The organism is Bacillus sp. 03113, from assembly GCF_006546985.1.
Lineage (GTDB): Bacteria > Bacillota > Bacilli > Bacillales > Cytobacillaceae > VATK01.
The window spans coordinates 135,585-160,303 of record NZ_VATK01000005.1; the positions used below are offsets into that span (position 1 = coordinate 135,585).

Sequence of the window (24,719 nt, forward strand, 5' to 3'; positions counted from 1 at the left end):
CTTGTTGATACTTCCACTTATTTCGGGTGTATTTCCGTAGTAAAGGATTGCGCTCTTTTATGTTTAGGTCCAAAATTGTGGAGTAAGAATCGTTGAAAGAGAATGATATGTAAATTTAATTTATTTATTTTCATAATATTACTTGAATTTTAGAAAACTGAATGATAGTATCAATAACAATAAAGTACTTAAACAAAAATAAATAGCGATAACTTCTTATCCAGAGTGGTGGAGGGACAGGCCCTATGAAACCCGGCAACCATCAAGTCAAAATATTGTCTTGAACGGTGCTAATTCCTGCAAAGGTGTTAACCTTTGAAAGATGAGAGGAATGTATGTAAAAATACGAACCTCTCTTTAAACAAAGAGAGGTTTTTTGAATGGAAAGAAGCTTATCGCTCAGGAGGAGCGAAATTAAATGGAAAGAGCAGTGTTTGGTGCAAGCGAGTTTTTTAGTCAAAAAGCTTTTATTACAGGTTTTCGTGGTATTGAAAATGTTCGAATAGGACATCTAAGAAGGACAAATCTAGATATAGTAGAAATATGGTTTAACCCCTGGAAAGTATCCTATAATGAATTATTAGAATTGTTTTTTGACTTACATGACCCAACATCTAGAGAATGTCAGCCATTTAAAAATCAATCATTGATTTTCTTCTCTGATAAAAATCAATTAACATTAGCTAAACAAAAGAAAAGCGAGCTAAAACATATTTTTAAAGATAAAATTATTACAAAAATTACACCAGCATGTGAACATATTAATGGTCTAGAAGAAATAATAAAAGTTTCACATTATAACTTGAGAACAGTGTAATAAGTAAAATAGTTTCTTCAACATCGGTGAATTACTTGATGAATCTTTTGATGAAATTAAGGAAGAATTGATAGAGTATATTAACGAATTTTTAGACGAGTAACTTAAACGATAGGGTGCAATTCTGCAGTAAGAATTGTGCTCTTTATTTCTGTATTGGGTCATGATTGTTTAATAAAGAATTGCAGAAATGTTATGAATTTGAAATAATTGGAAACAATCTAGATGGCAGTTTTTGTTGCTTAACAATAAAGTTATTTAATTATGTTTTTGCTAAGTAAAACAAGTACCTTAATCAAAAAATGTAAATCAAGAATATAGATCTGCATTTTTGAATTATGTAACTATCTAAAAAAATATTCGTTTAATAATATTAATGCACAATGGGGTATATAAAAATGAAAATTGCTACGCTCTATGATATCTACGGTAACTTTCCAGCGCTGAAAGGAGTTCCCAGCAACTTCAAAATGATGTTTCTTGGGAATTTAGCTTAAAGGACAATAAAGATTCTAAAAAGAATATAAAGGAAGTTTTTTAAAATATTTTTAATGTAATTGAGTTAGAAATAATTAAGAAGGAAAGCCTGAATAAGGTTAACACAGTAGAAAATCGGAACTAGAATTTTGTATTGAACTAATTAAGCATAAGAAATTGGCAATACATGAATGAAAAAATGAGAGTCGCCTAAAATTAGAATTTTTAGAAACTTAACATTTTTGTCTTTTAATTAGTGTAATCACTAGATTAGAAATAGCAAACCCCCTGAATTAGTTTCAGAGGGATTTCTTTGTGAGCATTATTTTTTTGTTTTAATTTTTCCAGACCATTTTTTAAAGCCGCCTTGTAGGTGGTAAAGGTCTTTAATGCCTTTACGGTACAAAAGCTGTGCTGCACGGCTGCTTCTCATGCCAGATTGGCAATATAAATAAACTGGCTTATCTGGACGGATTTCTTGCAAACGCATCTTCATTTGAGTAAGAGGAATGTTTCTTGCTCCTAATATATGCCCTGCATCAAATTCGTTTGGTTCACGGACATCAATAAGCTGTGCCTTCCGATAACCTTCACGAAATTGCTCTTCTGTTAGCGTTTTAAGTATTCTTCTTTGTGTCAGCCATCTTACAAGAGTATATACGATAACGGCCCCTGTAATAACTAGTATAAAATATAAGTTATCCAATGTTCTTACTCCCTTCAACTTCGTTAAGCCAACTTATATTATATAAGTCTTTCTGAGGTGGGTAAAGAAAATTGAAAAAGAATATAGATACGTTTCCTCTTTTTATTTAAGAATAGGAAAGGGTTAAGATTAGATGCTTTGTTTTTGAAGTCATTTTTGATAGACTAAAGGCTGAAATTCTATTACTATCATCAATAAAAATGAGGGTTACATATGGAAAAAGAAGTATGGAAATTTCTAGATACAGGCTACGGATCTCCTTCCTTTAATATGGCGGTAGATGAAGCACTTCTTGAATGGAATAGTGAAGGGAAAATACCGCCTATCATTCGATTTTATGGGTGGAACCCTGCTACCTTGTCTGTCGGGTACTTTCAGAGAGTTCAAAAGGAAATTAATCTGGATGCTGTAAATCAACATCAGCTTGGCTTCGTTCGCAGACCGACTGGGGGAAGAGCCGTTCTTCACGAGCATGAGTTAACCTACAGTGTGATTGTGCCAGAAGATCATCCGAATATGCCAAAAACGGTTACTGAAGCTTACCGAGTGATTTCTGAAGGATTATTAAGAGGCTTTCAAAATTTAGATTTAGAAGCTTATTTTGCTGTTCCTAAAACGGATGAAGAGAAAGAAGCATTAAAAAACCCACATTCGGCTGTTTGCTTTGATGCTCCGAGCTGGTATGAGCTTGTTGTAGAAGGTAGAAAAGTAGCGGGAAGTGCCCAAACTAGACAAAAAGGCGTCATCCTTCAGCATGGTTCAATTCTTTTAGATATAGAAGAAGATAAGCTTTTTAGTCTATTTAATTACCCTAATGAAAGGGTAAAGGAGAGAATGCAAAAAGCTTTTAAAAAGAAGGCTGTAGCTATTAATGATATTAGTGCTGAAAAAGTGACGATTGAAATGGCAAAAGCAGCGTTTAAAAAAGGCTTTGAAGAAGGCTTAAACATTGAACTTGAACCATATCAATTTTCTGAGCAGGAGCTAGAGTTTATTCATCATCTGGCAAAGGAAAGATACGAAAAAGAGGAATGGAATTATAAAAGATAACGGCGACTTTATCAAGTCGCTGTTTTTTATGCATTTGACGAAAAAAGCAAGGGCGAAAATAGGCAGAAATTGATGAAAAAATGGATTTTTCATATAAAAACCTCGATTTATCTTATGCATATTGTGTTTTTTACGTTTGACAAAATTATCATTATTTGCATCAATATCAATATATAGTATGTATTTGTGTAAAGCAAGCACAATATGTTGATTTTGATCTCGTGTTATGTTACTTTAATATTACTTTACTAAAACAACAAGGTTTAACAAATAGTAGGATTTATAAAGTAGAGCTACTTGTAGATTTAAAGGAGATGTATATATGTCAGTTACACTAGGACAAAAAATGAACATTGATGTAGAACGTTTAAACAAGGATATAAGTTTATTTCCCCAAGTTCATCCGATTACTCCTGATATGAAAATTACACATAAAGGGGTTTCCCGGTTAGTTATGCTTGATCGATACACGTTCAAGGATACTGAAAAAATTACATTAACAGCGGGTGACTTTGTTGTTCTCACTATCAAAGAAGATCCAAAATTTCCAGCAAGAGGGCTAGGCTATATACTCGAGATCGATTGGGAACGTAAATTAGCAAAAGTTCTAGTGGAAGAAGAGTTTCGAGGCGTACTTGATCATGAAGAAGAGGCTAAAACAGGTATTATTACCAAATCCTTAGATGTGATTGAGAAACCACTCGAGCTTTTTTATGAGCAAATTGCGAAACGTAATGCTGCAGGATTAGCCTCTGTAGAAAAAACAGACGAAAAGAAAAAAGAATGGTTTGAAAAGTTTTATCAAGAATTGGTACAACTAAACTTCATTCCCGCAGGACGAGTGCTTTATGGAGCGGGTGCTGAAACAGACGTAACCTATTTTAATTGTTACGTGATGCCTTTTGTGCAGGATTCAAGAGAGGGTATTTCTGAACATCGTAAGCAAGTGATGGAGATCATGAGTCGCGGTGGTGGAGTCGGAACAAACGGATCTACTTTAAGACCTCGCAACACGCTTGCAAAAGGGGTAAATGGCAAATCCTCTGGTTCAGTTTCATGGCTGGATGATATTGCAAAACTGACTCACCTGGTTGAACAGGGTGGATCCCGTTAAACAGCCCATCGGCGGGATTAAAATCTCGTGAATTGCTGGAACCCCCTAAAGCCTTCTAAGCTACAACGGAACCAGTAATGGTAAATGTGAAAGCTTAAAAATTAGAAGGATAAAACAATGGGCAATCAGCAGCGAAGCTTCTTTGGAAACGAAGAAGAACGTTCAACGACTATTGAAACTTCCTAAATCATACATGAGGATAAGGAAGGAGTAAACCTTCGCCTTTCGGTAACGAGGCAATGGGGCGCGAGACAAAGAAATATATTTTCTTTGATGATATAGTCTGAACTCATGTGAAAGCATGAGAGCTAGGCAGAAATGACCTAGCCCACTTAAGTTGAGTGAGTAACAATAAGCGGGGCGCACAAATGATTATGTTAGCGGATTAAAAACAAACAGAATTGAATTTTGGTAGGTGATTTAGTGAACATCACCAAAGAGTTATTAGAAAATTTATATTTGAAAAATCAATATAGTGCATCTCAAATTGCTGAAATAATTGGGATTCCAAAAACAACAGTTAAATCATACCTTAGAAGATTGGGAATAAGAAAAACAGAACTGATGTTAGGAAAAAAACCTTACGATAATCGTGATTGGTTATATGAAGAATATATGGTAAAGCAAAAAGGCTATACAGTAATTGCGGATGAGTGTAGGGTAAGTTATACAGTCATTCGTGATAGAATCCTTTATTTTGGGTGGCCCTTACGGGGGCATAAAGAGATTGATAAAGGAGCTCCAAGACGAGGAAAGAAACATACTGAAGAGTCTATAAAAAAAATCAAAAGTACAAGAAATAAAAAAAGAGTAATAAGTACTTGTAGTTACTGTAATAAAAGTCTTGAAGTAGTACAGTCAAAGTTTTTCATAAGTAATCGACACTTCTGTAATGTTGCTTGTTTTCACAATTATTTAGTGAAACATAGAGTGGAAACAGTGAACATAACTGATTCAGCACAGTATAAAGAGTGGAGAAAGTCAGTTTATAGACGTGATGGTTATCGATGTAAAATGCCCGGCTGTAATTCAAATTCAAGAGACATTGCTGCTCACCATATATATCCTAAGAATCAGTTTCCTGATAAGCAATTTGAAATCACTAATGGAATAACTCTTTGTAGGAAATGTCATGAAAAAACTTACGGAAAAGAATCTCAATTTATTGAAATGTTAGTCCGCGTTGTTCAGAAATGAATAACAAGAAAATTGGGTGAATTGCGAGGAACTCCTTAGAGTCAATCAAGCTACAACGTGACTGGAAACGGTGAGCGTGAATGCTTAAAAATTGATTGAATTGGACAATTCGCAGCCAAGCACCTTTTTAGGTGAAGGTTCAACGACTATCGAAAATTTGCTTTTTGCAAAAAAGTAGAGTAGGGATTAATTCCCGAAGTGCCCAACCCCTAACAGTTCTGGCTGAGGGTGAAGATATAGTCTAGTCCGTCTGTTTTAAACAGAGTTAAAGTATCCTGAAAAGGACGGTAGTAAACGTGGCATCCTGATATTATTGAATTTATTATTTCTAAAATGCAAAATCCACGCATTTTGCGCTTTTTAATTGAAAATACAAATGACAAAACGATTCAAAAATATGCACAGGAAAAATTAAAGTTCACACCGCTTACAGAGCAAGAAAAGGCCATGTACCAAGGAATTATTAATTACAAAAACATTCCTGGGTTAGGTGGATTTAGCGAGAATATTTTTAAAGAGGCTGAAGAAAAATTAGCTGCTGGAGGTAATTTTTCAGTTCATAACTCAGAATTTTTAACTGGTGCCAATATTTCTATTTGTTTAACAAAAGAATTTATGGATGCCGTTGATAAGGATAAAGAATACGAGCTGCGCTTCCCTGATGTTGAAAGCTATAGCCAAGAAGAAATGAAGCATTATAATGAAGAATGGCATAAGATTGGCGATGTTCGCGAGTGGGAAAAGCTTGGCAATAAAGTACGTGTTTACAGAAAAATGAAAGCGAAAGATCTATGGAATTTAATTAATATATGCGCTACTTATTCTGCAGAGCCAGGTATTTTCTTTATCGATAATGCTAATGACATGACAAATGCGAAAAGCTATGGTCAAAAGGTTGTTGCCACAAATCCGTGTGGAGAGCAGCCGCTCGCGCCATTTAGCGTTTGTAATCTAGCAGCGGTTAATTTGGCTGAAATGGCAGATAAAGAAAGCAAAACGGTTAATTTTGAAAAGCTAAAACAAACGGTTGAAGTGGGCGTAAGGATGCAGGATAACGTCATTGATGCAACACCATATTTCCTTGAGGAAAATAAAAAGCAGGCACTTGGCGAACGCCGTGTCGGTTTAGGTGTTATGGGACTTCATGATCTACTTATTTATTGTGAAACAGAGTATGGTTCAGAAGAAGGCAATCAACTGATTGATCAAATTTTTGAAACGATTGCGACAACTGCTTACCGTACTTCAGTTGAATTGGCCAAGGAAAAAGGAAGCTTTCCATTTCTAACTGGAAAGTCAAATGAAGAAACTAACCGACTGCGCCAAGCCTTTATTCAAACAGGCTATATGAAAAAAATGCCTGAGGACGTAAGACAGGCTATCGTCGAAAACGGAATTCGAAACTCGCACTTATTAACAGTTGCGCCTACAGGATCTACAGGTACAATGGTTGGCGTGTCAACGGGGCTAGAACCATACTTCTCATTCTCATATTATAGAAGTGGACGTTTAGGAAAATTCATTGAAGTGAAAGCAGATATTGTTCAAGAATATTTAGATCAGCATCCTGAAGCAGATTCGGATCATCTGCCACATTGGTTTGTCACAGCAATGGAACTTCCTGCGGAGGCACATGCTGATGTCCAATGTGTGATTCAAAGATGGATTGACAGTTCTATTAGTAAAACAGTTAATGCACCAAAAGGATATAGTGTGGAACAGGTTGAAAAAGTGTACGAACGTTTATACCGCGGCGGTGCCAAAGGTGGAACCGTTTATGTAGATGGATCACGTGATACTCAAGTATTAACGTTAAAAGCAGAAGAAAATAGCTTCGAAGAACCAACTGAACACGTACATGAAAAGCAGCATGTGGTATTAATTGATACAATCAGTGATCTTCGTTCAACCGATGTAACAATTGGTTCAGAGGTTGGAAATACTTGTCCTGTCTGCCGAAAAGGAAAAGTAATTGAAACGGGCGGCTGCAATACTTGTACAAATTGCAATGCACAGTTGAAATGTGGTCTTTAAGACAGACAAAAAAGAGGGATGGAAATAAATTTTCTATCCTCTTTTTTTATGATTTTCAATATTTAACATATCTAAACTTGCATTAGTTAATTTTAGCACGGAGTTTTTTCAGATAAATGCTAGAAGAGATGATTATGCAATTAAATGAAGTATTAAAAAAAATAACTTATACACTGAACAAATTTTGATCTTTTAAAGGAAAATACGCTGAAAGAAAAATTGGAAAAATCATAATTAAATAAAAAATTTGTAAGATATTCTAACATAAGAGTAGATATCTTTTTTTATTGATTATATTATTGAAAACAAGTTATGCGTAGTGAAAAAACAGTTGCAAACTAAACTCATTTAAGAAACCGGTTTCTTGATCTTTGGTTATATGAGAAACCGATTTCTCGAATAAAAGGAGCAGGAAAATATGAAGGTAACAATTATGGATGTTGCTAACCATGCTAATGTTTCCAAAGCAACTGTATCTCGAGTTCTTAATCATAATCCAAAAGTTAATGATCAAATTAGGCAGCGAGTTCTCCAATCAATTGAGGAATTAGGGTATCATCCCAATGCCTTTGCCAGAAATTTGGCTAACAATTCTTCCAATGTTATCGGTTTGATTTTGCCTGATATTACGAATCCATACTTTCCAATCATTGCAAGAGGAGTTGAGGATGAAGCACATCGGGAAGGATTTTCACTGTTTATTAGTAATACAGATAATAATCCTAATATTGAACAAGAATATATCGAGAAAATGATCAGCCAGCAAGTAGGTGGAATTATTTTAATTTCTTCCATTTTGGACGAGCATAAGGTAAACAAATTAAGTGAATTTAAAATCCCATTTGTATTGTGCGATAGATTACTAACAGAGACTGTATTTGATACCGTATCGATTGATCATTATAAGGCTTCGTATGAAGCAGTTGTCAACTTAATCCTGAAAGGACATCAAGATATATGTCATATATCAGGACCTAGCCTCGTTCAGTCAGCGGAAATGCGAAGGAAGGCGTATATAGACGCAATGCGTGAGCATAATCTTATACCTTCTATTAGGGTTGGGATTTTTAGTTATGAGTCTGGTTTTAATCTTATGAAATCGATTTTAGAGGAATCAACACCAACTGCATTATTTGCAGCAAACGATTTAATTGCATTAGGAGCTATGCATGCTATTCAAGAAAAGGGATTAAGGATTCCTCAAGATATTTCGATCATAGGCTGTGATGATATTTTATTTGCACAAATGAGTACTCCGAAGTTAAGCACCATTTCTGTTCCCGCATATCAAATTGGTGTAACAGCTGTTGAGATGCTTTTTGAACGTATAAAGGGGGAAAGGTTCACAGCCAAGAGCTTGGTTTTAGGGCACGAATTTGTCCAAAGAGAAACTTAAAAGGGAGGATCAAAAGGGATGAGTCCAGACATTGTTGTTGTAGGTAGTTTAAACATGGACATGGTAGTTAAAGTTAAGCGAAAACCTGATTGGGGAGAAACCGTCCTTGGCAGTAACTTTTTTATGAGTCCTGGAGGAAAAGGTGGAAACCAAGCATACGCTGCAGGTAAACTCGGGGCATCAGTAGCAATGATCGGCCAGGTTGGAAATGATGTGTTTGGCAGTCAGCTTATGCAAAATTTGAAGAAAGTTGGTGTAGATGCATCTTCTATTGGTCGCGTTGAAAATGAGCCCACAGGAGTGGCGTTTATAACTCTTAATAATGATGCTGATAATAGCATTATTGTAGCTCCAGGTGCCAATAATTTAGTAACTCCTGAATACATAAGAGAACATAAGCAAGTAATTTGCCAAGCAAAGCTTGTCATCGTTCAACTTGAAATACCATTAGAATCAGTGATAGAAGTTGCGAAAATAGCAAAAATAAATAACATTCCATTCATGCTTGATCCTGCTCCAGCTAGAGTTTTACCAGACGAGTTATACGGAATGGTAGATTATATTATACCAAACGAAAGTGAAATATCTGAGATTACGAATATTAAAGTTTCTGATGTTCGTTCAGCAAAAATAGCTAGTGTAGAACTGTTAAGAAAAGGAGTCAATACTGTATTTTCAAAGCTAGGGGCCAAAGGTGTTGTGGTCACAAATGCGAATAGAACTTTTACGATTGACGGATATGCCACACAAGTTGTTGATACGACTGCTGCAGGAGACGCATTTGCAGGTGCACTGGCAACAGCGCTTGTCAGCGGCAAAGATATTTGGTCAGCAACTCAATTCGCAAATGCAGTTGGAGCAATAACAGTGACACGTTCAGGAGCTCAAAGTTCTATGCCTGATATGGAAGAGACACTGCAATTTATGAAACGTTTTACACAGTTATAGAAATATAGTGAATTCGAACGATTGAATATGGAGTGATAGAAATTGAAGCCAATTATTTTCGATGTTGATACTGGGATTGATGATGCCTTAGCGATGGCATATGCCTTGAACTCCCCAGAACTAGAGCTGCTTGGTTTTACGACTTGTTTTGGTAACGTGTCGGTAGAAGAAGCTACACGTAATACGCTGGTCGTTTTAGAAAAAGTGGGGAAACGGATTCCAGTTTACCAAGGAGCAGAACAAACATTCAGGCGTGGAGAGAAAAAACATTCAGCAAAACATGTCCATGGAGAAGATGGTTTAGGCAATACCCTGAAGAGTGATCCAATTGTAAAAGCTGAAATTGGATTTGCACCGGACTTTATTATTGAACAGGTAAAAAATCGTCCTGAAGAAATAACAATTATTTCAGTTGGCCCGCTGACTAACCTTGCTCTGGCAATAGAAAAAGCACCGGAAATATTACCACTTATTAAAGAGGTTGTCATTATGGGTGGTGCTGTAAATGTACCTGGGAACGTAACTCCATATAGTGAAGCAAATATCAAATCTGATCCTGATGCAGCCGATTATGTTTTCTCTTCAGGTTTACGGGTTACCATTGTGGGACTAGATGTAACCATGAAGACATTATTGCCAGTATCGAAGCTCGGTGAATGGCGTGCAACTGGGCTAGAATCTGCTCACTTTTTTGCAGATATAACCAAGTTTTATATGGACAAATATGAAGCTTTTTATCCAGGCATCGGCGGCTGTGCTCTTCATGATCCACTCGCAGTAGGTGTTGCAATAGATTCAAGCTTTGTTGAGACAGAAGCAATGAACGTGAAGGTTGTTCTAGAAGGGGAAGAGGTTGGAAGAACAGTAGGCAACTTTGTGGCAGAGCCGAAGATTCATGTTTGTACTAAAGTAGAAGCGGATCGGTTTTTAGATCACTTTCTTAGTAGGGTAATATGATTATAAAAATACCTGTTTTTTAAATTCAATAGACAGTTCACAAAACACTATTCGATATTAAAAAGCATGGTATTTAAGAGCCCACCAGTAAAAAGGTAGCTATCATCACTTCGACCAGAGCATGTGATTCAAAGATGGATTGACAGTTCCATCAGTAAAACGGTTAATACACCTAAAGGATATAGTGTGGAACAAGTTGAAAAAGTATACGAGCGCTTATACCGCGATGGTGCCAAAGGGGGAACCATTTATGTAATGGGTCACCTGATACATAAGTGTTAACGTTAAAAGCGGAAGAAAACAGCTTTGAAGAACAGCCCGAACATGTGCATGAGAAACAACATGTGGTTCTAGTTAATACGATTAGTGATCTCCGTTCGACGGATGTGACAATAGGATCAGAAGTAGGAAATACATGTCCAGTTTGCCGAAAAGGAAAAGTGATCGAAACCGGTGGTTGTAATGCACAGCTGAAATGCGGTCTTTAAGAATATTCAAGAGGATAGAAATATATTTCTGTCCTCTTTTTGGGGGTTGTTGGTAATAAATGGGTTGATTTTTTGCGAATAATCAAGAGAATTTCTATTTTTCTTCTATCCAGGGATTAAGGTTTCAATATATAATATATTTCGAATAAAAAATGGAGGGATTTCTGTGGCCAATAATATTTTTTTTGATTTACATACACACCATGATAGGTGTGGTCATGCCACTGGAAAGATTGAGGATTATATAAAGGCAGCAATCGATAAGGGGCTTCATTATATCGGAATTTCTGATCATTCTCCGCTTTTTTACAGCGATAAAGACCAAATGTGGCCAGGCTATTCAATGGCTAAAAGTGAGCTTGGAAATTATGTGAAGGAAGTTTTAAAACTTAAAGAGGCTTACAAAGATAAAATTCATGTATTGCTCAGCATGGAAAGCGATTATATTCCAGAGCACTTCGAATTATATCGAAAAAGCTATCAAAATTATTCTTTTGATTATTTAATAGGTTCTGTCCATTTTATAAATGGAGTAAGCATATTTGATCGGAAGCAATGGGATGGTTTAAATGAAGAAGAACGTATTAAACTGAAGGATAACTATTACAAGCTTATTCAAGAATCAGCAAGATGCGGTCTGTTTCAAGTGCTTGCCCACATTGATGCGATGAAAGGATACTACCCAGAATTTTCGAAGATAGATACACCAATTATTGACGAAACACTTAAAGTTATTAGTGAAGAAGGTGTTGCAATTGAGGTTAATACATCTGGTAAAACGAAAGATTGTGGAGGATGGTATCCTTCAAATGAAATTTTAGAACGTGCCTTATATTATGGGGTTGATATTTCTTTTGGATCAGATGCCCATATTACGGAGCGAATTGGAGAAGATTATCATGATGTTCAGAAGAAACTAAAAGAAATCGGCTTTAAAGAAATGGTGTTTTATGTAGAAAAGAAAAAGCAGGTGGTTACTCTATAATAAAATAGTTGGTGTATAAATTTTATAAATTAGCTATTTTCATGTCTAATAGTGAAGCTATAATTTTTCCTGATGCATCTTAATAGCTATAACAAATTAATCATTTTATCTAACATTGAAATAAATATTGTCAGGTTTTATGACAAAATCATAGACAAAAATAATAAGCCGAATTATTATTAAGAAAATTAGTTAAGTTCATAATCTTTATGAAGAAAAACGTTTTTCCGTCATGAAAATAGTAATAAAGGTTTCAGGCAAGTGAAGGAGCCGAATTTTTTTAAAACAGAAAAACGTTTTTCTACCGTGAAAATCGTAAAAAGGGTTTTAACCAAACGGAGGAGCCAAATTTTTTTCAACAGAAAAACCTTTTTCCACCATGAAAATAGTAATAAATGCTTCGAGCTAACAGAGGAGCTAAAGTTTTTTTAAAACAGAAAAACGTTTTTCTGCCGTGAAAATAGCAAAAAAGGGTTTCAACCAAACGGAGGAGCCAAATTTTTTTCAACAGAAAAACCTTTTTCCACCATGAAAATAGTAATAAAGGCTTCGAGCTAACAGAGGAGCTAAAGTTTTTTTAAAACAGAAAAACGTTTTTCTGCCGTGAAAATAGCAAAAAAGGGTTTCAACCAAACGGAGGAGCCAAATTTTTTTCAATAGAAAAACGTTTTTCTAAGTATAATTAAGCATAGGTAAAGCAAGTTGTTTTTAAACAGGAAAAGGGTGAGGGAATGAATATAACAATTAAGGATGTTGCGAAGAAAGCAAATGTGTCCATTTCTACTGTTTCAAATGTAATTAACAAAAGCAAATGGGTCAGCCCTGAGGTAAGCGAAAGAGTGCTAGAAGTAGTTAAAGAGCTTGGTTTTATCCCTAATGCAATTGCACGAAGTTTAATTAAGAAGGAAAGTTTATTAATCGGTGTACTTATTCCAGGTATTGAAAATCCGTTTACTTCTATTTTTGTAAGAGTAATAGAAAAAGAGCTTTTTAAACATAATTATACAACTCTCCTTTGTAATACTAACCTAGATACGGATATTGAGTTTCACTATTTAAAATTGTTGAAAGAAAAATATGTGGATGGTGTGGTGTTATTAACCTCTAATTTTCAACAAAAACATATCGAGTTTTTCGAAGAGAATTCCATTCCAGTATTATTAGCGAGTCTTACAGACAAAAGTAAACGTTTTTCATCCATAAATATTGATGATTATCAAGCTGCTTACGATGCAACCCTAAAACTTATCCAATTAGGACATAAGGAAATTGCTTGGCTAGGAGGCTCGTTATTATCCGACCATGCTCTTCAAAGATTTGAAGGCTTTAAACAAGCCTTGAAAGATAATGGGATTGCTTATTTTGAAGACTCGTTTTTTGAAAGCGAAGAATACACGATTCAATATGGACTTGAAAAAGGGATGGAGATTTTCAGTAAGAAAAACCGACCGACGGCTGTATTATGCATTAGCGATATGATTGCAATTGGAGCTATTCAAGCAGCAGATAAATGTGGACTTCGAGTACCAGAAGATATTTCTATTATGGGATTTGACGATATTCCCTTTGCGAGTGCTTATAGGCCAGGTATAGCAACAGTTCGTCAGCCGGTTTATGATTTAGGAATCAATGCAGCTCAAATGCTATTACAACAAATTAAGGAAAAAGAAAGCTATAAAAAAGAAGCTAGAATTCTTCCGCACGAAATAATAATGCGAGGTAGTTGTAAAAATATTGAAAACGGTGAATAAAGAATGACTAGTCATTCTTCGGTCAATATATTCTTAATATTCAAAATAAATAGATTTTAAAAAGGAGGTGTTCACTAAAGTTTATTTATCCGTTTGTACTATTCATTGTTCCATTAAATCTGAAAAAAATTAAAGGAGTAGGATAAAAATGAAAAAAATACTAAAAATGTTGACAATAACAATGATGCTTCTGCTTTTACTTGTGGCTTGTAATAAACCTAACTCATCTGATCAATCGGGGACAAAGACAAACGACGGAAAAGACACAGCAACATCAACGGAATTAAAGCCAGAGCCTGGTGCTGAATTGCTTTTTTGGACGATGAAAGATCCTTTAGTTGAGGCAGCGGTGAAAGAATTTGAAGAGAAATACAACATAAAAGTAAAAGTGGAAGAAGTACAAACTTGGGATACTGCTGACCGAGTGAAAACAGATGGCCCTGCGGGAATAGCAGCTGATGTAATTGGTATGGTATCCGACAATTTAGGAACTACTGTGAACTCTGGCGTTTTATTGCCTAACGATTATTTTGAAAAAGAAACTAGAAAAAATAGTAATAAAATTGCGTTAGATGCTTCTTCTTATAAGGGAGTTCTTTATGGGTACCCTCGAGATATCTATACGTACGCCCTATACGTAAACAAAGATTTGGTGAAAGATGCAAAATTTGAAACATGGGATGATGTTAAAACATTTGCTAAGCAATATAATAATCCTTCGGAAAATAAGTTTGGATTTATGTATGATGCAAAGAGTTGGTACTTTAATTCTGCTTTTATTTTAGGATATGATGGTTATATTTTTGGGAAAAATGGTACAGACATAAATGATATCGGCATAAATAGTGCTGGTGCAGTCAAGGGGATGGAGTTCTATCATTCTCTAAAAGATATCCTGCCACTTAAGTTGCAAGATATCAGTAACGATGTCAGATTACATCTGTGGGAACAAGGGAAATTAGCGATAAATATGGATGCTACTTGGAATCTCGGCAACAATAAAAAGATGCCTTTTGAGGTCGAAGTCCTCCCTATGCCAAAGATGCCAGGTGATAAATCTCCAATAGCCCTAGTAGGCAGCACAGGTTATTATGTGACCTCTTATACAAAATATCCGAACGCTTCAAGAATATTTGCAAATTATTTAACTTCTAAGGACATGCTTGGCAAGCTGTATGAATCCACAGGAAGAATTCCAGCACTTAATGGATTTGAGAATGAGGAAAAGTTTAAAGATGACCAAATGCTGCAGGGCTTTTTAGCGCAAATTAAGAATGGTGCTGCACTACCAAATGTTCCAGAAATGAGTAATTATTGGAAGAGTCTAGAATCAGCTACTCAAAATATTTGGAATAATGATGCAGACATTAAAAAGACGTTGGATAAGGCTGCAGAAGATATGAAAAGCGGAATTAAGACAAGTAAGGATTAATAGCTTGAATAAAGTGAAACTTCAATCAGTCGGGGTTTTACTGCTAGTTAATACGGGATAAATGATATTCATTAAATTAAAATGGGTACTTTAGCTTTAGCAAATGTAACAGCATTTTACTTTTAATAAATTATTAAATAGTTTGTGAACTTGCTATAAGTTGGAGTGAAAAATGCCAACTTATGGGGAGCTTCACTATTTATCATTAATGGGGGTTATAGACCATGGCAAGATTGCGTTTTGAGCATGTGAAGAAAAAGTATAAAAATGATGCCTATACAGTTAAGGATTTTCATTTAGAAGTGAAAGATAAAGAATTTTTGGTACTTGTAGGCCCTTCTGGCTGTGGAAAGTCAACAACCCTTCGAATGATAGCTGGGTTGGAGGATATAACAGAGGGAGATTTTTATATTGGAGATAAACTAGTGAATGAACTTGCTCCAAAAGATCGTGACATTGCGATGGTATTTCAAAATTATGCTTTATATCCTCATATGACTGTATTTGAAAATATGGCATTTAGCTTAAAACTGCGAAAAGTGCCAAAGAAAGAAATTGAAAAGCAAGTACAGGAAGCAGCAAAAATCTTAGATTTAGAGCATCTTTTAAAACGGAAGCCTAAAGCTCTTTCAGGTGGGCAAAGACAGCGGGTTGCTTTAGGACGCGCTATCGTTCGTAATCCGCAAGTTTTCTTAATGGATGAGCCTTTATCCAATCTAGATGCCAAGCTTCGTGTGCAAATGCGTTCAGAAATAAGCAAGCTGCATAAGCGTTTGGAAACGACATTTGTATATGTGACACATGACCAAACGGAAGCAATGACTATGGGAGACAGAATTGTCGTGATGTACGATGGAGAAATTCAACAAGTAGCAACACCAACTGAAATATATGATTTCCCAGTTAATAAATATGTTGCAGGTTTTATAGGATCACCTGCAATGAACTTTATAGAAGGAACGATTATCGAAGAGGGCTCGAATCTTTATTTTTGTACGAAGGGAGTCAAGGTCCAGGTTTCTAAAAGAGATGACTCTGTCCTTCGCTCGAAAGGATATGTTGGCCAAGAAGTGATCCTAGGAATCAGACCTGAAGACTTCTATATTGAAGCAATTAATAAGGATACTTTTGAAGAGTTATCGGCTGAAATTGAAGTAGTGGAAAATATGGGATCAGAGCTGTATTTATATGTAAAAAATAACTCTATTCCTCTAACTGCGAAGGTGAAAAATAAGGGGGAATATAGCAGCGGTGATCATATCACATTGGCCATTGATATGAATAAATGCCATTACTTCGATAAGGAAACGGAAAAAGCAATAAGATAAAGAAAGCACTCTGTGTACTACATTTAAAAAAAATTTGGGATTTTTAAAATCAAAATCTATTAGGGAATAACAGTACTTTTCTAATATAGAAAAACAGGAGTTGAATCTTCATGCTTGAAAATGTAATTAAGTTTATCAAACTATCTAATAACTCCTATAGAAGGATTGCTTCGATTTTATCCATTTTAATGATGGGACTAGGCCAAATATATAACAAGCAGTATATAAAAGGAATATTTCTTCTTGCCATTCATGCCTTTAGTATATATACAGCCATATATCGTCTTCCTTATGCACTATGGGGTTTAATAACCCTGGGAGAAAAAAAGATGCACCTAGAAAAAGTTGGAGGGATCTATCAAAGTGTGATGGGAGATCATTCCATTTTGTTATTAGTTGAAGGCCTTATTACTCTCTTTATTTTATGTATTATCGTGAGTATATATGTTCTAAATATTAAAGATGCATATATAGTTGGAAAAAGTCGGGAAGAGGGAATAAAGCCAAATACGTTTGTTCAAACAATAAGATATATAACAGAATACAGATTTCCGCAAATTATCTTATCGGTTCCTATGCTTGGTATATTTTTCTTTACTATATTGCCAATCATTTTTATGATTTTACTCGCATTTACCAATTATACAAGGGAAAATATGCCTCCTGCTCATTTGGTTGATTGGCATGGATTTAAGACTTTTCTCGATATTTTTAAAATAAAAGCATGGAGTCATACATTCTACGGTGTGACAATCTGGACGTTTATTTGGGCTGTTTTTGCGACTCTTTTTCCTTTCATCGGTGGGTTTGGGATTGCATTGTTAGTTCAGAAAAAGAAGATCAAGTTTAAAAAGGTGTGGCGCACAATTTTTATCCTTCCATTTGCTATTCCTATGTTTGTATCTGTGCTCATTTTCCGAAATATGTTTAACGGACAATTTGGTCCGATCAATCAGTATTTAGGGTATTTGGGTATTTCGAAAGTACCTTGGTTAACCGATGTTATGTGGGCAAAGTGTACCGTTATTTTAGTGAATTTTTGGTTGACCTTTCCGATCAGCATGTTAATGATAATAGGGGTTTTGACGACTATTTCAGCAGATTTATATGAAGCAGCAGATATAGATGGTGCAAGTGGATTTCAAAAGCTTCGTTTAATTACGTATCCTATAGTTATGAAAACAATGGCTCCTTTACTTGTTATTTCCTTTGCCCAGAATATAAATAATTTCAACGTTATTTATTTATTAACAAATGGAGATCCAGCTATTGGAGATTATAAATTTGCAGGGGGGACAGATATCTTACTAACATGGCTTTACAAGCTTTCCATGGAGCAGGGGCAATATAATTTTGCTTCCGTTATTGGAATATTTATTTTTATCATATTATCAATTTTTACTATTTATAGAATAAAGCAAACAAAATCTTTCAAAGAGGAGGATATACACTGATGAAAAAAACGAAAACATTTCTCGATTTAACTTTTAGCTATTTAACTTTAATCATCGTTGCTGTCATTTGTATTTATCCTGCCTTATGGGTTATAATGTCTTCTTTTCGTCCAGGAACGTCATTGTTCAGTGATACTTTGATTCCTGCTCAATTTACGTTTGATCATTATGCAACACTTTTTAAAAAATATCCATTTGGACAATGGTATTACAATACAATTAAGATTTCGTTAATAAGCACATTTTTCGGTACCCTTTTTACATTGATAACAGGTTATATATTTTCGGTTTTTCGTTTTACTGGACGGAAAAACTTAATGAATACTTTGCTTGTTTTACACGTGTTTCCAGGGTTTATGAGTATGATTGCTATCTATATATTGCTTAGCCAGATGAATCTTCTGAATACCCATACTGCACTCATATGTGTTTATGTGGCAGGAGCACCCCTTTGGTTTCTATTCTCGAAAACTTATTTTGACACAATGCCAAAAAGTGTTATTGAAGCTGCAAGAATAGATGGAGCAGGTCATTTAAGGATTTTTACTCAAATTATTTTACCAATGTCAAAACCATTAATTGTATTTACCTCCCTAATGACATTTAATTTAGCATTTACTGATTTTATTTTTTCAAAGTTAATTTTACGTTCACCCGAACAACAAACGCTTGCTGTTGGTTTGTTTGAGATGATAAATGATAAAGTTGCAAGTCAGCACCCCTTTACATTATTTGCGGCAGGCTGTGTTATGGTTGCCTTGCCTGTAACATTATTGTTTATGTTTATGCAACGTTACTTAATTGATGGTCTAACAGCAGGAGCAGATAAGGGATAAACAAATAGGATGACATTTTTATATTCTACTAAATAGTGAGAGTTAGAGAATAAATTAGTTATAAAATGACGAATAAATTTATAAATTTTTCTATCTGGGGGATTACTATGCAACAAGATATCAAAAAACTTATTTTACAAATGACGATGGAAGAAAAAGCGAGTTTATGCTCTGGATTAGATTTTTGGAAATTGAAAGGAATAGAGCGATTAGGAATTCCTTCGATTATGGTCACAGATGGGCCCCATGGACTTCGAAAGCAGAAAGAAGGAGCAGATCATTTAGGTTTATTTGATAGTGTTCCTGCAACTTGTTTCCCATCTGCTGTTGGACTGGCAAGTTCTTGGAACAGAGATTTGATTGAAAAAGTAGGAATGGCATTAGGACAGGAAGCTCAAGCAGAAAATGTAGCTGTCCTTCTTGGACCAGGAGTAAATATTAAACGATCCCCTCTTTGTGGAAGAAATTTTGAATACTTTTCAGAAGATCCTTATCTATCATCTGAAATGGCGGCACATCATATTAAAGGTGTTCAAAGTCAGGGTGTTGGGACGTCATTGAAACACTTTGCAGTGAATAATCAGGAGCACCGAAGAATGTCAACGGATGCAGTTGTAGATGAAAGAACATTGAGGGAAATTTATTTAGCTAGTTTTGAAGGAGCTGTTAAGCAGTCTCAGCCATGGACGGTTATGTCGGCATATAATAAGGTAAACGGAACATTCGCTTCGGAAAATAAAACATTATTAAATGATATTTTGAAAGAGGAATGGGGCTTTGAAGGGTTTGTTATTTCCGATTGGGGAGCTGTTAATGAGCTTGTTGACGGAATAGCTGCTGGTTTGGAGCTTGAAATGCCATCAAGTGGTGGAATTGGTGAACAAAAGATTGTGGATGCTGTAAAGAGTGGCAAACTATCGGAAGAAAAATTGAACCTTGCTGTAGAGAGAATGTTACGAATTATATTTAAAGCAATGGAGCATAAAAAAGAAGGTGCTGTCTATGATATAGAAGCTCACCACCAGATTGCACGGGAATCTGCAAAAGAGTGTATGGTGCTATTAAAAAATGAAGATTGCATTCTGCCGTTGAAAAAAGAAGGCTCTATAGCTGTGATTGGAGAATTTGCAAAAAAACCAAGATTCCAAGGGGGCGGAAGTTCTAATATAAAGCCAACAAAGCTAGAAAATATTCTAGATGAAATTTATAGTATTGCAGGCAATAATACAAATGTATTATATGCTGACGGCTACAACCTTAAAAATGATGCTATTGAAGAAGCAAAAATTAATGAGGCAAAAGAAACAGCTGCTAAAGCAGATAAAGTGATTCTTTTTGCTGGGCTACCCGATCGTTACGAATCAGAAGGATATGATCGAGAACATTTGCGTATGCCTGAAAATCACCATAAATTGATTGAAGCTGTAGCAGAAGTTAACAGTAACATTGTAGTTATTTTAAGTAATGGCTCACCCATTGAAATGCCTTGGATCGACAACGTAAAGGGAGTGCTTGAAGGTTATCTAGGAGGACAAGCCCTTGGTGGCGCGATTGCTGAATTGCTATTTGGAGAGGCAAATCCAAGTGGGAAATTAGCAGAAACTTTCCCTAAGCAATTAAGTGATAATCCATCTTATTTATATTTTCCTGGTGAAGGAGACCAAGTGGAATATAGAGAAGGCATTTTTATCGGCTACCGCTACTACGATACAAAAGAAGTAGAACCATTATTTCCATTCGGTTATGGCTTAAGCTATACAACCTTTGAATATAGCGATCTTTCAATAAGTAACAAAGAAGTTCAGGATACAGATCAAGTAACCGTTAGATTAAAGGTGAAAAATACTGGTGATAGAGCTGGTAAAGAAGTAGTACAGCTTTATGTAAAAGACATAGAAAGCAATGTGGTTAGACCTGAAAAAGAGCTGAAAGGTTTTGAAAAATTAGAACTCCAGCCAGGCGAGGAAAAAAACGTCACTTTTCAATTAGATAAACGAGCATTTGCTTATTATCATGTTGGAATAAAAGATTGGCATGTAGAAACGGGTGAGTTTGCTATTCTGGTTGGTAAATCTTCTAGAGAAATTGTTCTTAAAGATAAAATCCATGTTCAATCGACAAGCTCCATAAACAATCCAATCCATAGAAATTCCCTAGTTGGAGATTTACTGGCTAATCCCACATTAGCCCCATTAACACAAAAGTTTCTAGTGAAAGCAAATGAAAATAATCCGTTAGCAGCAGAAGTAGATGATGAAAGCGAAAATGCTGAAATGATGGCTTCTTTAAATAAATATTTGCCATTGCGTGCATTAGTTAGTTTTAGCGCAGGTTTTTTTACAGAGGAAATGCTAGAGGATATGATTAAGCAATTAAATGACGTTTTAACAAGGGATAATAAATATATTGGTCAATTGTGACGAGGAGATACAAAATGGAGAAACAATGGTGGAAAGAAAGTGTTGTCTATCAAATTTATCCAAGAAGCTTTATGGATAGTAATGGAGATGGAATTGGTGATATAAAAGGCATTACATCAAAGCTTGACTATTTGAAGGAATTAGGTATTGATGTCGTTTGGTTATCACCAGTGTATAAATCTCCAAATGACGATAATGGTTATGATATTAGCAACTATCAGGATATTATGGATGAGTTTGGAACAATGGAAGATTGGGATGAATTGTTGGCAGAACTGCATAGTCGTGGTATGAAACTAATGATGGATCTTGTTGTAAACCATACTTCAGATGAACATCAATGGTTTATTGAATCTCATAAATCAAAGGATAATCCGTATAGAGATTATTATATTTGGCGACCAGGTGAGGATGGACAAGAACCTAACAACTGGGTATCCGTTTTTAGTGGATCAGCTTGGCAGTATGATGAACAAACAGAGGAATATTATTTGCATTTATTTAGTAAAAAACAACCTGATTTAAATTGGGAAAACCCAAAATTAAGAAAAGAAGTCTATGATATGATGACATGGTGGCTTGAGAAAGGCATCGATGGATTCCGTATGGATGTTATTGATATGATCTCTAAGGTTGATGGCTTACCTAGTACCGCTAGTGGAAAAAGGTATGACTGGGGAGGAGAGTTCTTTATGAACGGTCCCCGTGTACACGAGTATCTACAAGAAATGAATCGTGAAGTGCTCTCCAAGTATGACATTATGACAGTTGGAGAGTGCCCTGGAGCATCAACTATGGATGCTAAACAATTTTCAAATTGTGAAGGAACCGAATTAAATATGATCTTCACTTTTGAACATGTTTCCCTAGATTCTGGTCCAAAGGGGAAATGGGATATAACACCTTGGAAGCTTGTTGATTTAAAGCATGTGATGACGAAGTGGCAAAAGGATTTAGAAGGAAAAGGTTGGAACAGTCTTTACTTAAATAATCATGATCAGCCAAGAATGGTTTCTCGTTTCGGAAATGATATTCAGTATCGGGTTAAATCGGCAAAAATGCTTGGCACTTTTCTACATATGATGAAAGGGACTCCATATATTTATCAAGGAGAAGAGATTGGAATGACTAATGTTCGTTTCGAGTCATTAGAGGATTATAATGATTTAGAGATTCACAATATGTACCGTGAAAAAGTGACAGAAGGATCCGAAGATCATGATAAAGTGATGGAAGCAATCTACGCGGTAGGTCGTGACAATGCAAGAACACCAATGCAGTGGGATGAGAGTGAAAACAGTGGATTTACTAAAGGAACCCCATGGTTAAAAGTGAATCCAAATTATACTAAGATTAATGCAAAGCAAGCTCTGCAAGATCCAGATTCTATTTTTTATTATTATCATAAACTAATCCAACTTCGTAAAGAATATGACATTATCGTCTATGGAACTTATGATCTTATTCTGGAAAATCATCCAACCATTTACGCCTACACTCGTAAGTTAGGCAACGAAATATTACTAGTAATGTGTAACTTCTCAGAAGAAGCAGCGCTGTTTGAAGTTCCGGAAGATCTTACTTTTGAAGCTTCGGTTATACTGATTAACAATTATGAAGTTCCTGTTAATAATCCTTTTCATTCCTCCTTTCAATTAAAGCCATATGAGGCAAGAGTTTATCTTTTAGTTAAATGAAAATGAATCGATTTCACAATTTAAGTAATTTTACAACTGTGAGTAATTTTTTCCAAATAATTTTCTCGAATATCGATTTACCGGCAGAAGGGAGGGAGCAATGAATAATCTAGAGTGTTTTTGAAATAAAAGGGATTCGACAAATTGAAATTGAGAACTTGTATTAATTTAAAAGTGATTAAGGACAGCTAATAATAGACATTATCTTGCTGTATTTTCTTAATATATATGCATTTACACTTTCCACTTCTATTTGACATTTAAAGATTTTTTCTCCAAGTTTTTGAACTGCGTTCATTGTATTTTCGAAGGTTCTTAGCAGTCTATACGTGATAGGCTTTTTAACAAAGGTATTTATTTACTAAATATTAACATTTTTTGGCTTGGTATCAATATTTGAAAATTATGTTACTTATTTTATCGCTGTTTGTGATAGGTATAGCTGCAAAAACAATTAACCAAATCTTTTATTACTAGGTTTCGAATGGTGAATTGTATCATAGATTTTGTCTGGCAACATTATCCCACTTTCTTTTTTATTTTTTTGCTCATACTACAAAATAATCGTCAAATTATTTAAGGAAATGGGGCAAGAAAAAATGAAACCCTTTGTACCTCAGCTAGTCTATATAGAGCCTCAAGCTTTAGAGTACTCATTAGGGAGAGAATTGAAAGAGAAATTTACCAAAATGGGCATAGAAATTAGAGAAACTACCTCCCACAATCAAGTAAGAGGTATTCCAGGAGATAATGAATTGCAGCAGTATCGAAATGCGAAATCGACGCTCGTTGTCGGGGTTAGAAGAACGTTAAAGTTTGACACGTCGAAGCCCTCAGCGGAATATGCGATTCCTTTAGCCACAGGCTGCATGGGGCATTGCCATTACTGCTATTTAAATACAACACTTGGCAGTAAGCCTTACATACGCACATATGTCAATTTAGAAGAAATATTTGATCAGGCTAAAAAGTATATTGACGAAAGAAAGCCTGAAATAACGCGTTTTGAAGCTGCGTGTACTTCTGATATTGTCGGAATTGATCACTTAACACATTCTTTAAAAAAAGCGATTGAGTTTATTGGACAAACCGAGTTAGGGCGATTGCGATTTGTAACAAAGTTTCATTACGTGGATCATTTGCTAGATGCAAAGCATAATGGACATACGAGATTTCGTTTTAGTGTGAATTCCAGATATGTAATTAAAAACTTTGAACCGGGCACTTCTTCTTTTGATGAAAGGCTTGAAGCTGCAAAAAAAGTCGCTCATGCAGGATATCCCTTAGGCTTTATAGTAGCTCCGATTTATTTACATGATGGCTGGAGGGTAGGGTATTATGAATTATTTGAGCGCTTACAAACCGCACTTAAAGATGTAACTTTACACAATCTCACTTTTGAATTGATTCAGCATCGATTTACAAAACCAGCAAAAAAAGTCATTCAAAAAAGATATCCAAAAACAAAGCTTGAAATGGATGAGGAAAAAAGAAAGTATAAATGGGGCAGGTATGGGATAGGAAAATATGTCTATCCAACTGAAACAGCTAATGATTTAGAGCAAACGCTTCGTTCATATATTAATCAATTTTTCCCCGAAGCTGAAATCTCCTACTTTACTTAATTGATGA

Annotated in this window: 16 protein-coding genes, 3 pseudogenes and 1 riboswitch; of the genes and pseudogenes, 18 read left to right on the plus strand and 1 reads right to left on the minus strand. The window is 35.3% G+C overall.

Annotation, left to right across the window (positions count from 1 at the left end):
- Positions 1-213 precede the first annotated feature (213 nt).
- Positions 214-329, plus strand: a riboswitch (SAM riboswitch).
- An 89-nt stretch (positions 330-418) separates the two neighbouring features.
- Positions 419-817 (plus strand): peptide-methionine (S)-S-oxide reductase, encoded by a 399-nt coding sequence (locus FDO66_RS06050; RefSeq protein WP_141431649.1) that lies wholly within the window; start codon positions 419-421, stop codon positions 815-817.
- Positions 818-1,616: 799 nt separating this feature from the next.
- On the opposite strand, the gene FDO66_RS06055 is transcribed toward FDO66_RS06050, so the two are convergent.
- Positions 1,617-2,000, minus strand: a complete 384-nt coding sequence (locus FDO66_RS06055; protein ID WP_141431651.1) for a rhodanese-like domain-containing protein — start codon at positions 1,998-2,000, stop codon at positions 1,617-1,619.
- Between the two features lie 213 nt (positions 2,001-2,213).
- On the opposite strand from FDO66_RS06055, the gene FDO66_RS06060 reads away from it, so the two are divergent.
- The 17 genes and pseudogenes from FDO66_RS06060 to splB all read left to right on the plus strand — a co-directional run bounded on the left by FDO66_RS06060 (position 2,214) and on the right by splB (position 24,712).
- The gene (locus tag FDO66_RS06060; RefSeq protein ID WP_141431653.1) at positions 2,214-3,050 is read left to right on the plus strand and encodes a lipoate--protein ligase family protein; all 837 of its coding nucleotides are present in this window, start codon (positions 2,214-2,216) and stop codon (positions 3,048-3,050) included.
- 322 nt (positions 3,051-3,372) lie between these two features.
- Positions 3,373-4,161, plus strand: a pseudogene (locus FDO66_RS06065) (ribonucleotide reductase N-terminal alpha domain-containing protein); the annotation flags it as partial.
- A gap of 411 nt (positions 4,162-4,572) precedes the next feature.
- Positions 4,573-5,361, plus strand: coding sequence for an HNH endonuclease signature motif containing protein (locus tag FDO66_RS06070; RefSeq protein WP_220095151.1), 789 nt, complete (start codon positions 4,573-4,575; stop codon positions 5,359-5,361).
- A 297-nt stretch (positions 5,362-5,658) separates the two neighbouring features.
- Positions 5,659-7,395 (plus strand): annotated as a pseudogene (locus tag FDO66_RS06075) (vitamin B12-dependent ribonucleotide reductase); the annotation flags it as partial.
- Between the two features lie 418 nt (positions 7,396-7,813).
- The gene (locus FDO66_RS06080; RefSeq protein ID WP_141431661.1) at positions 7,814-8,791 is read left to right on the plus strand and encodes a LacI family DNA-binding transcriptional regulator; all 978 of its coding nucleotides are present in this window, start codon (positions 7,814-7,816) and stop codon (positions 8,789-8,791) included.
- A gap of 18 nt (positions 8,792-8,809) precedes the next feature.
- Entirely contained in the window at positions 8,810-9,739 is a 930-nt protein-coding gene (gene rbsK, locus FDO66_RS06085; RefSeq protein WP_141431663.1) for a ribokinase, read from the plus strand.
- Between the two features lie 42 nt (positions 9,740-9,781).
- Entirely contained in the window at positions 9,782-10,696 is a 915-nt protein-coding gene (locus tag FDO66_RS06090) for a nucleoside hydrolase (RefSeq protein ID WP_141431665.1), read from the plus strand.
- 123 nt (positions 10,697-10,819) lie between these two features.
- A pseudogene (locus tag FDO66_RS06095) lies at positions 10,820-11,184 on the plus strand (vitamin B12-dependent ribonucleotide reductase); the annotation flags it as partial.
- Between the two features lie 166 nt (positions 11,185-11,350).
- Entirely contained in the window at positions 11,351-12,169 is an 819-nt protein-coding gene (locus FDO66_RS06100) for a histidinol-phosphatase (protein ID WP_258535623.1), read from the plus strand.
- 731 nt (positions 12,170-12,900) lie between these two features.
- Positions 12,901-13,920, plus strand: a complete 1,020-nt coding sequence (locus tag FDO66_RS06105) for a LacI family DNA-binding transcriptional regulator (protein WP_141431667.1) — start codon at positions 12,901-12,903, stop codon at positions 13,918-13,920.
- A gap of 148 nt (positions 13,921-14,068) precedes the next feature.
- Complete coding sequence (locus FDO66_RS06110) at positions 14,069-15,352, plus strand: sugar ABC transporter substrate-binding protein (protein ID WP_141431669.1); 1,284 nt, start codon at positions 14,069-14,071, stop codon at positions 15,350-15,352.
- Positions 15,353-15,576: 224 nt separating this feature from the next.
- Positions 15,577-16,680, plus strand: coding sequence for an ABC transporter ATP-binding protein (locus FDO66_RS06115; protein ID WP_141431671.1), 1,104 nt, complete (start codon positions 15,577-15,579; stop codon positions 16,678-16,680).
- Positions 16,681-16,790: 110 nt separating this feature from the next.
- Entirely contained in the window at positions 16,791-18,134 is a 1,344-nt protein-coding gene (locus FDO66_RS06120; RefSeq protein WP_141431673.1) for a sugar ABC transporter permease, read from the plus strand.
- A complete protein-coding gene (locus FDO66_RS06125) occupies positions 18,134-18,970 on the plus strand; it encodes a sugar ABC transporter permease (RefSeq protein WP_181444462.1) in 837 nt (278 codons plus the stop codon). The genes FDO66_RS06120 and FDO66_RS06125 overlap by 1 nt, the downstream gene beginning before the upstream one ends.
- A gap of 107 nt (positions 18,971-19,077) precedes the next feature.
- Complete coding sequence (locus tag FDO66_RS06130) at positions 19,078-21,390, plus strand: glycoside hydrolase family 3 C-terminal domain-containing protein (RefSeq protein ID WP_141431676.1); 2,313 nt, start codon at positions 19,078-19,080, stop codon at positions 21,388-21,390.
- A 14-nt stretch (positions 21,391-21,404) separates the two neighbouring features.
- On the plus strand, positions 21,405-23,087 hold the full coding sequence (locus FDO66_RS06135) for a glycoside hydrolase family 13 protein (RefSeq protein WP_141431678.1): 1,683 nt from the start codon (positions 21,405-21,407) through the stop codon (positions 23,085-23,087).
- A 599-nt stretch (positions 23,088-23,686) separates the two neighbouring features.
- On the plus strand, positions 23,687-24,712 hold the full coding sequence (gene splB / locus FDO66_RS06140) for a spore photoproduct lyase (protein ID WP_141431680.1): 1,026 nt from the start codon (positions 23,687-23,689) through the stop codon (positions 24,710-24,712).
- The last annotated feature ends 7 nt before the right edge of the window (positions 24,713-24,719 follow it).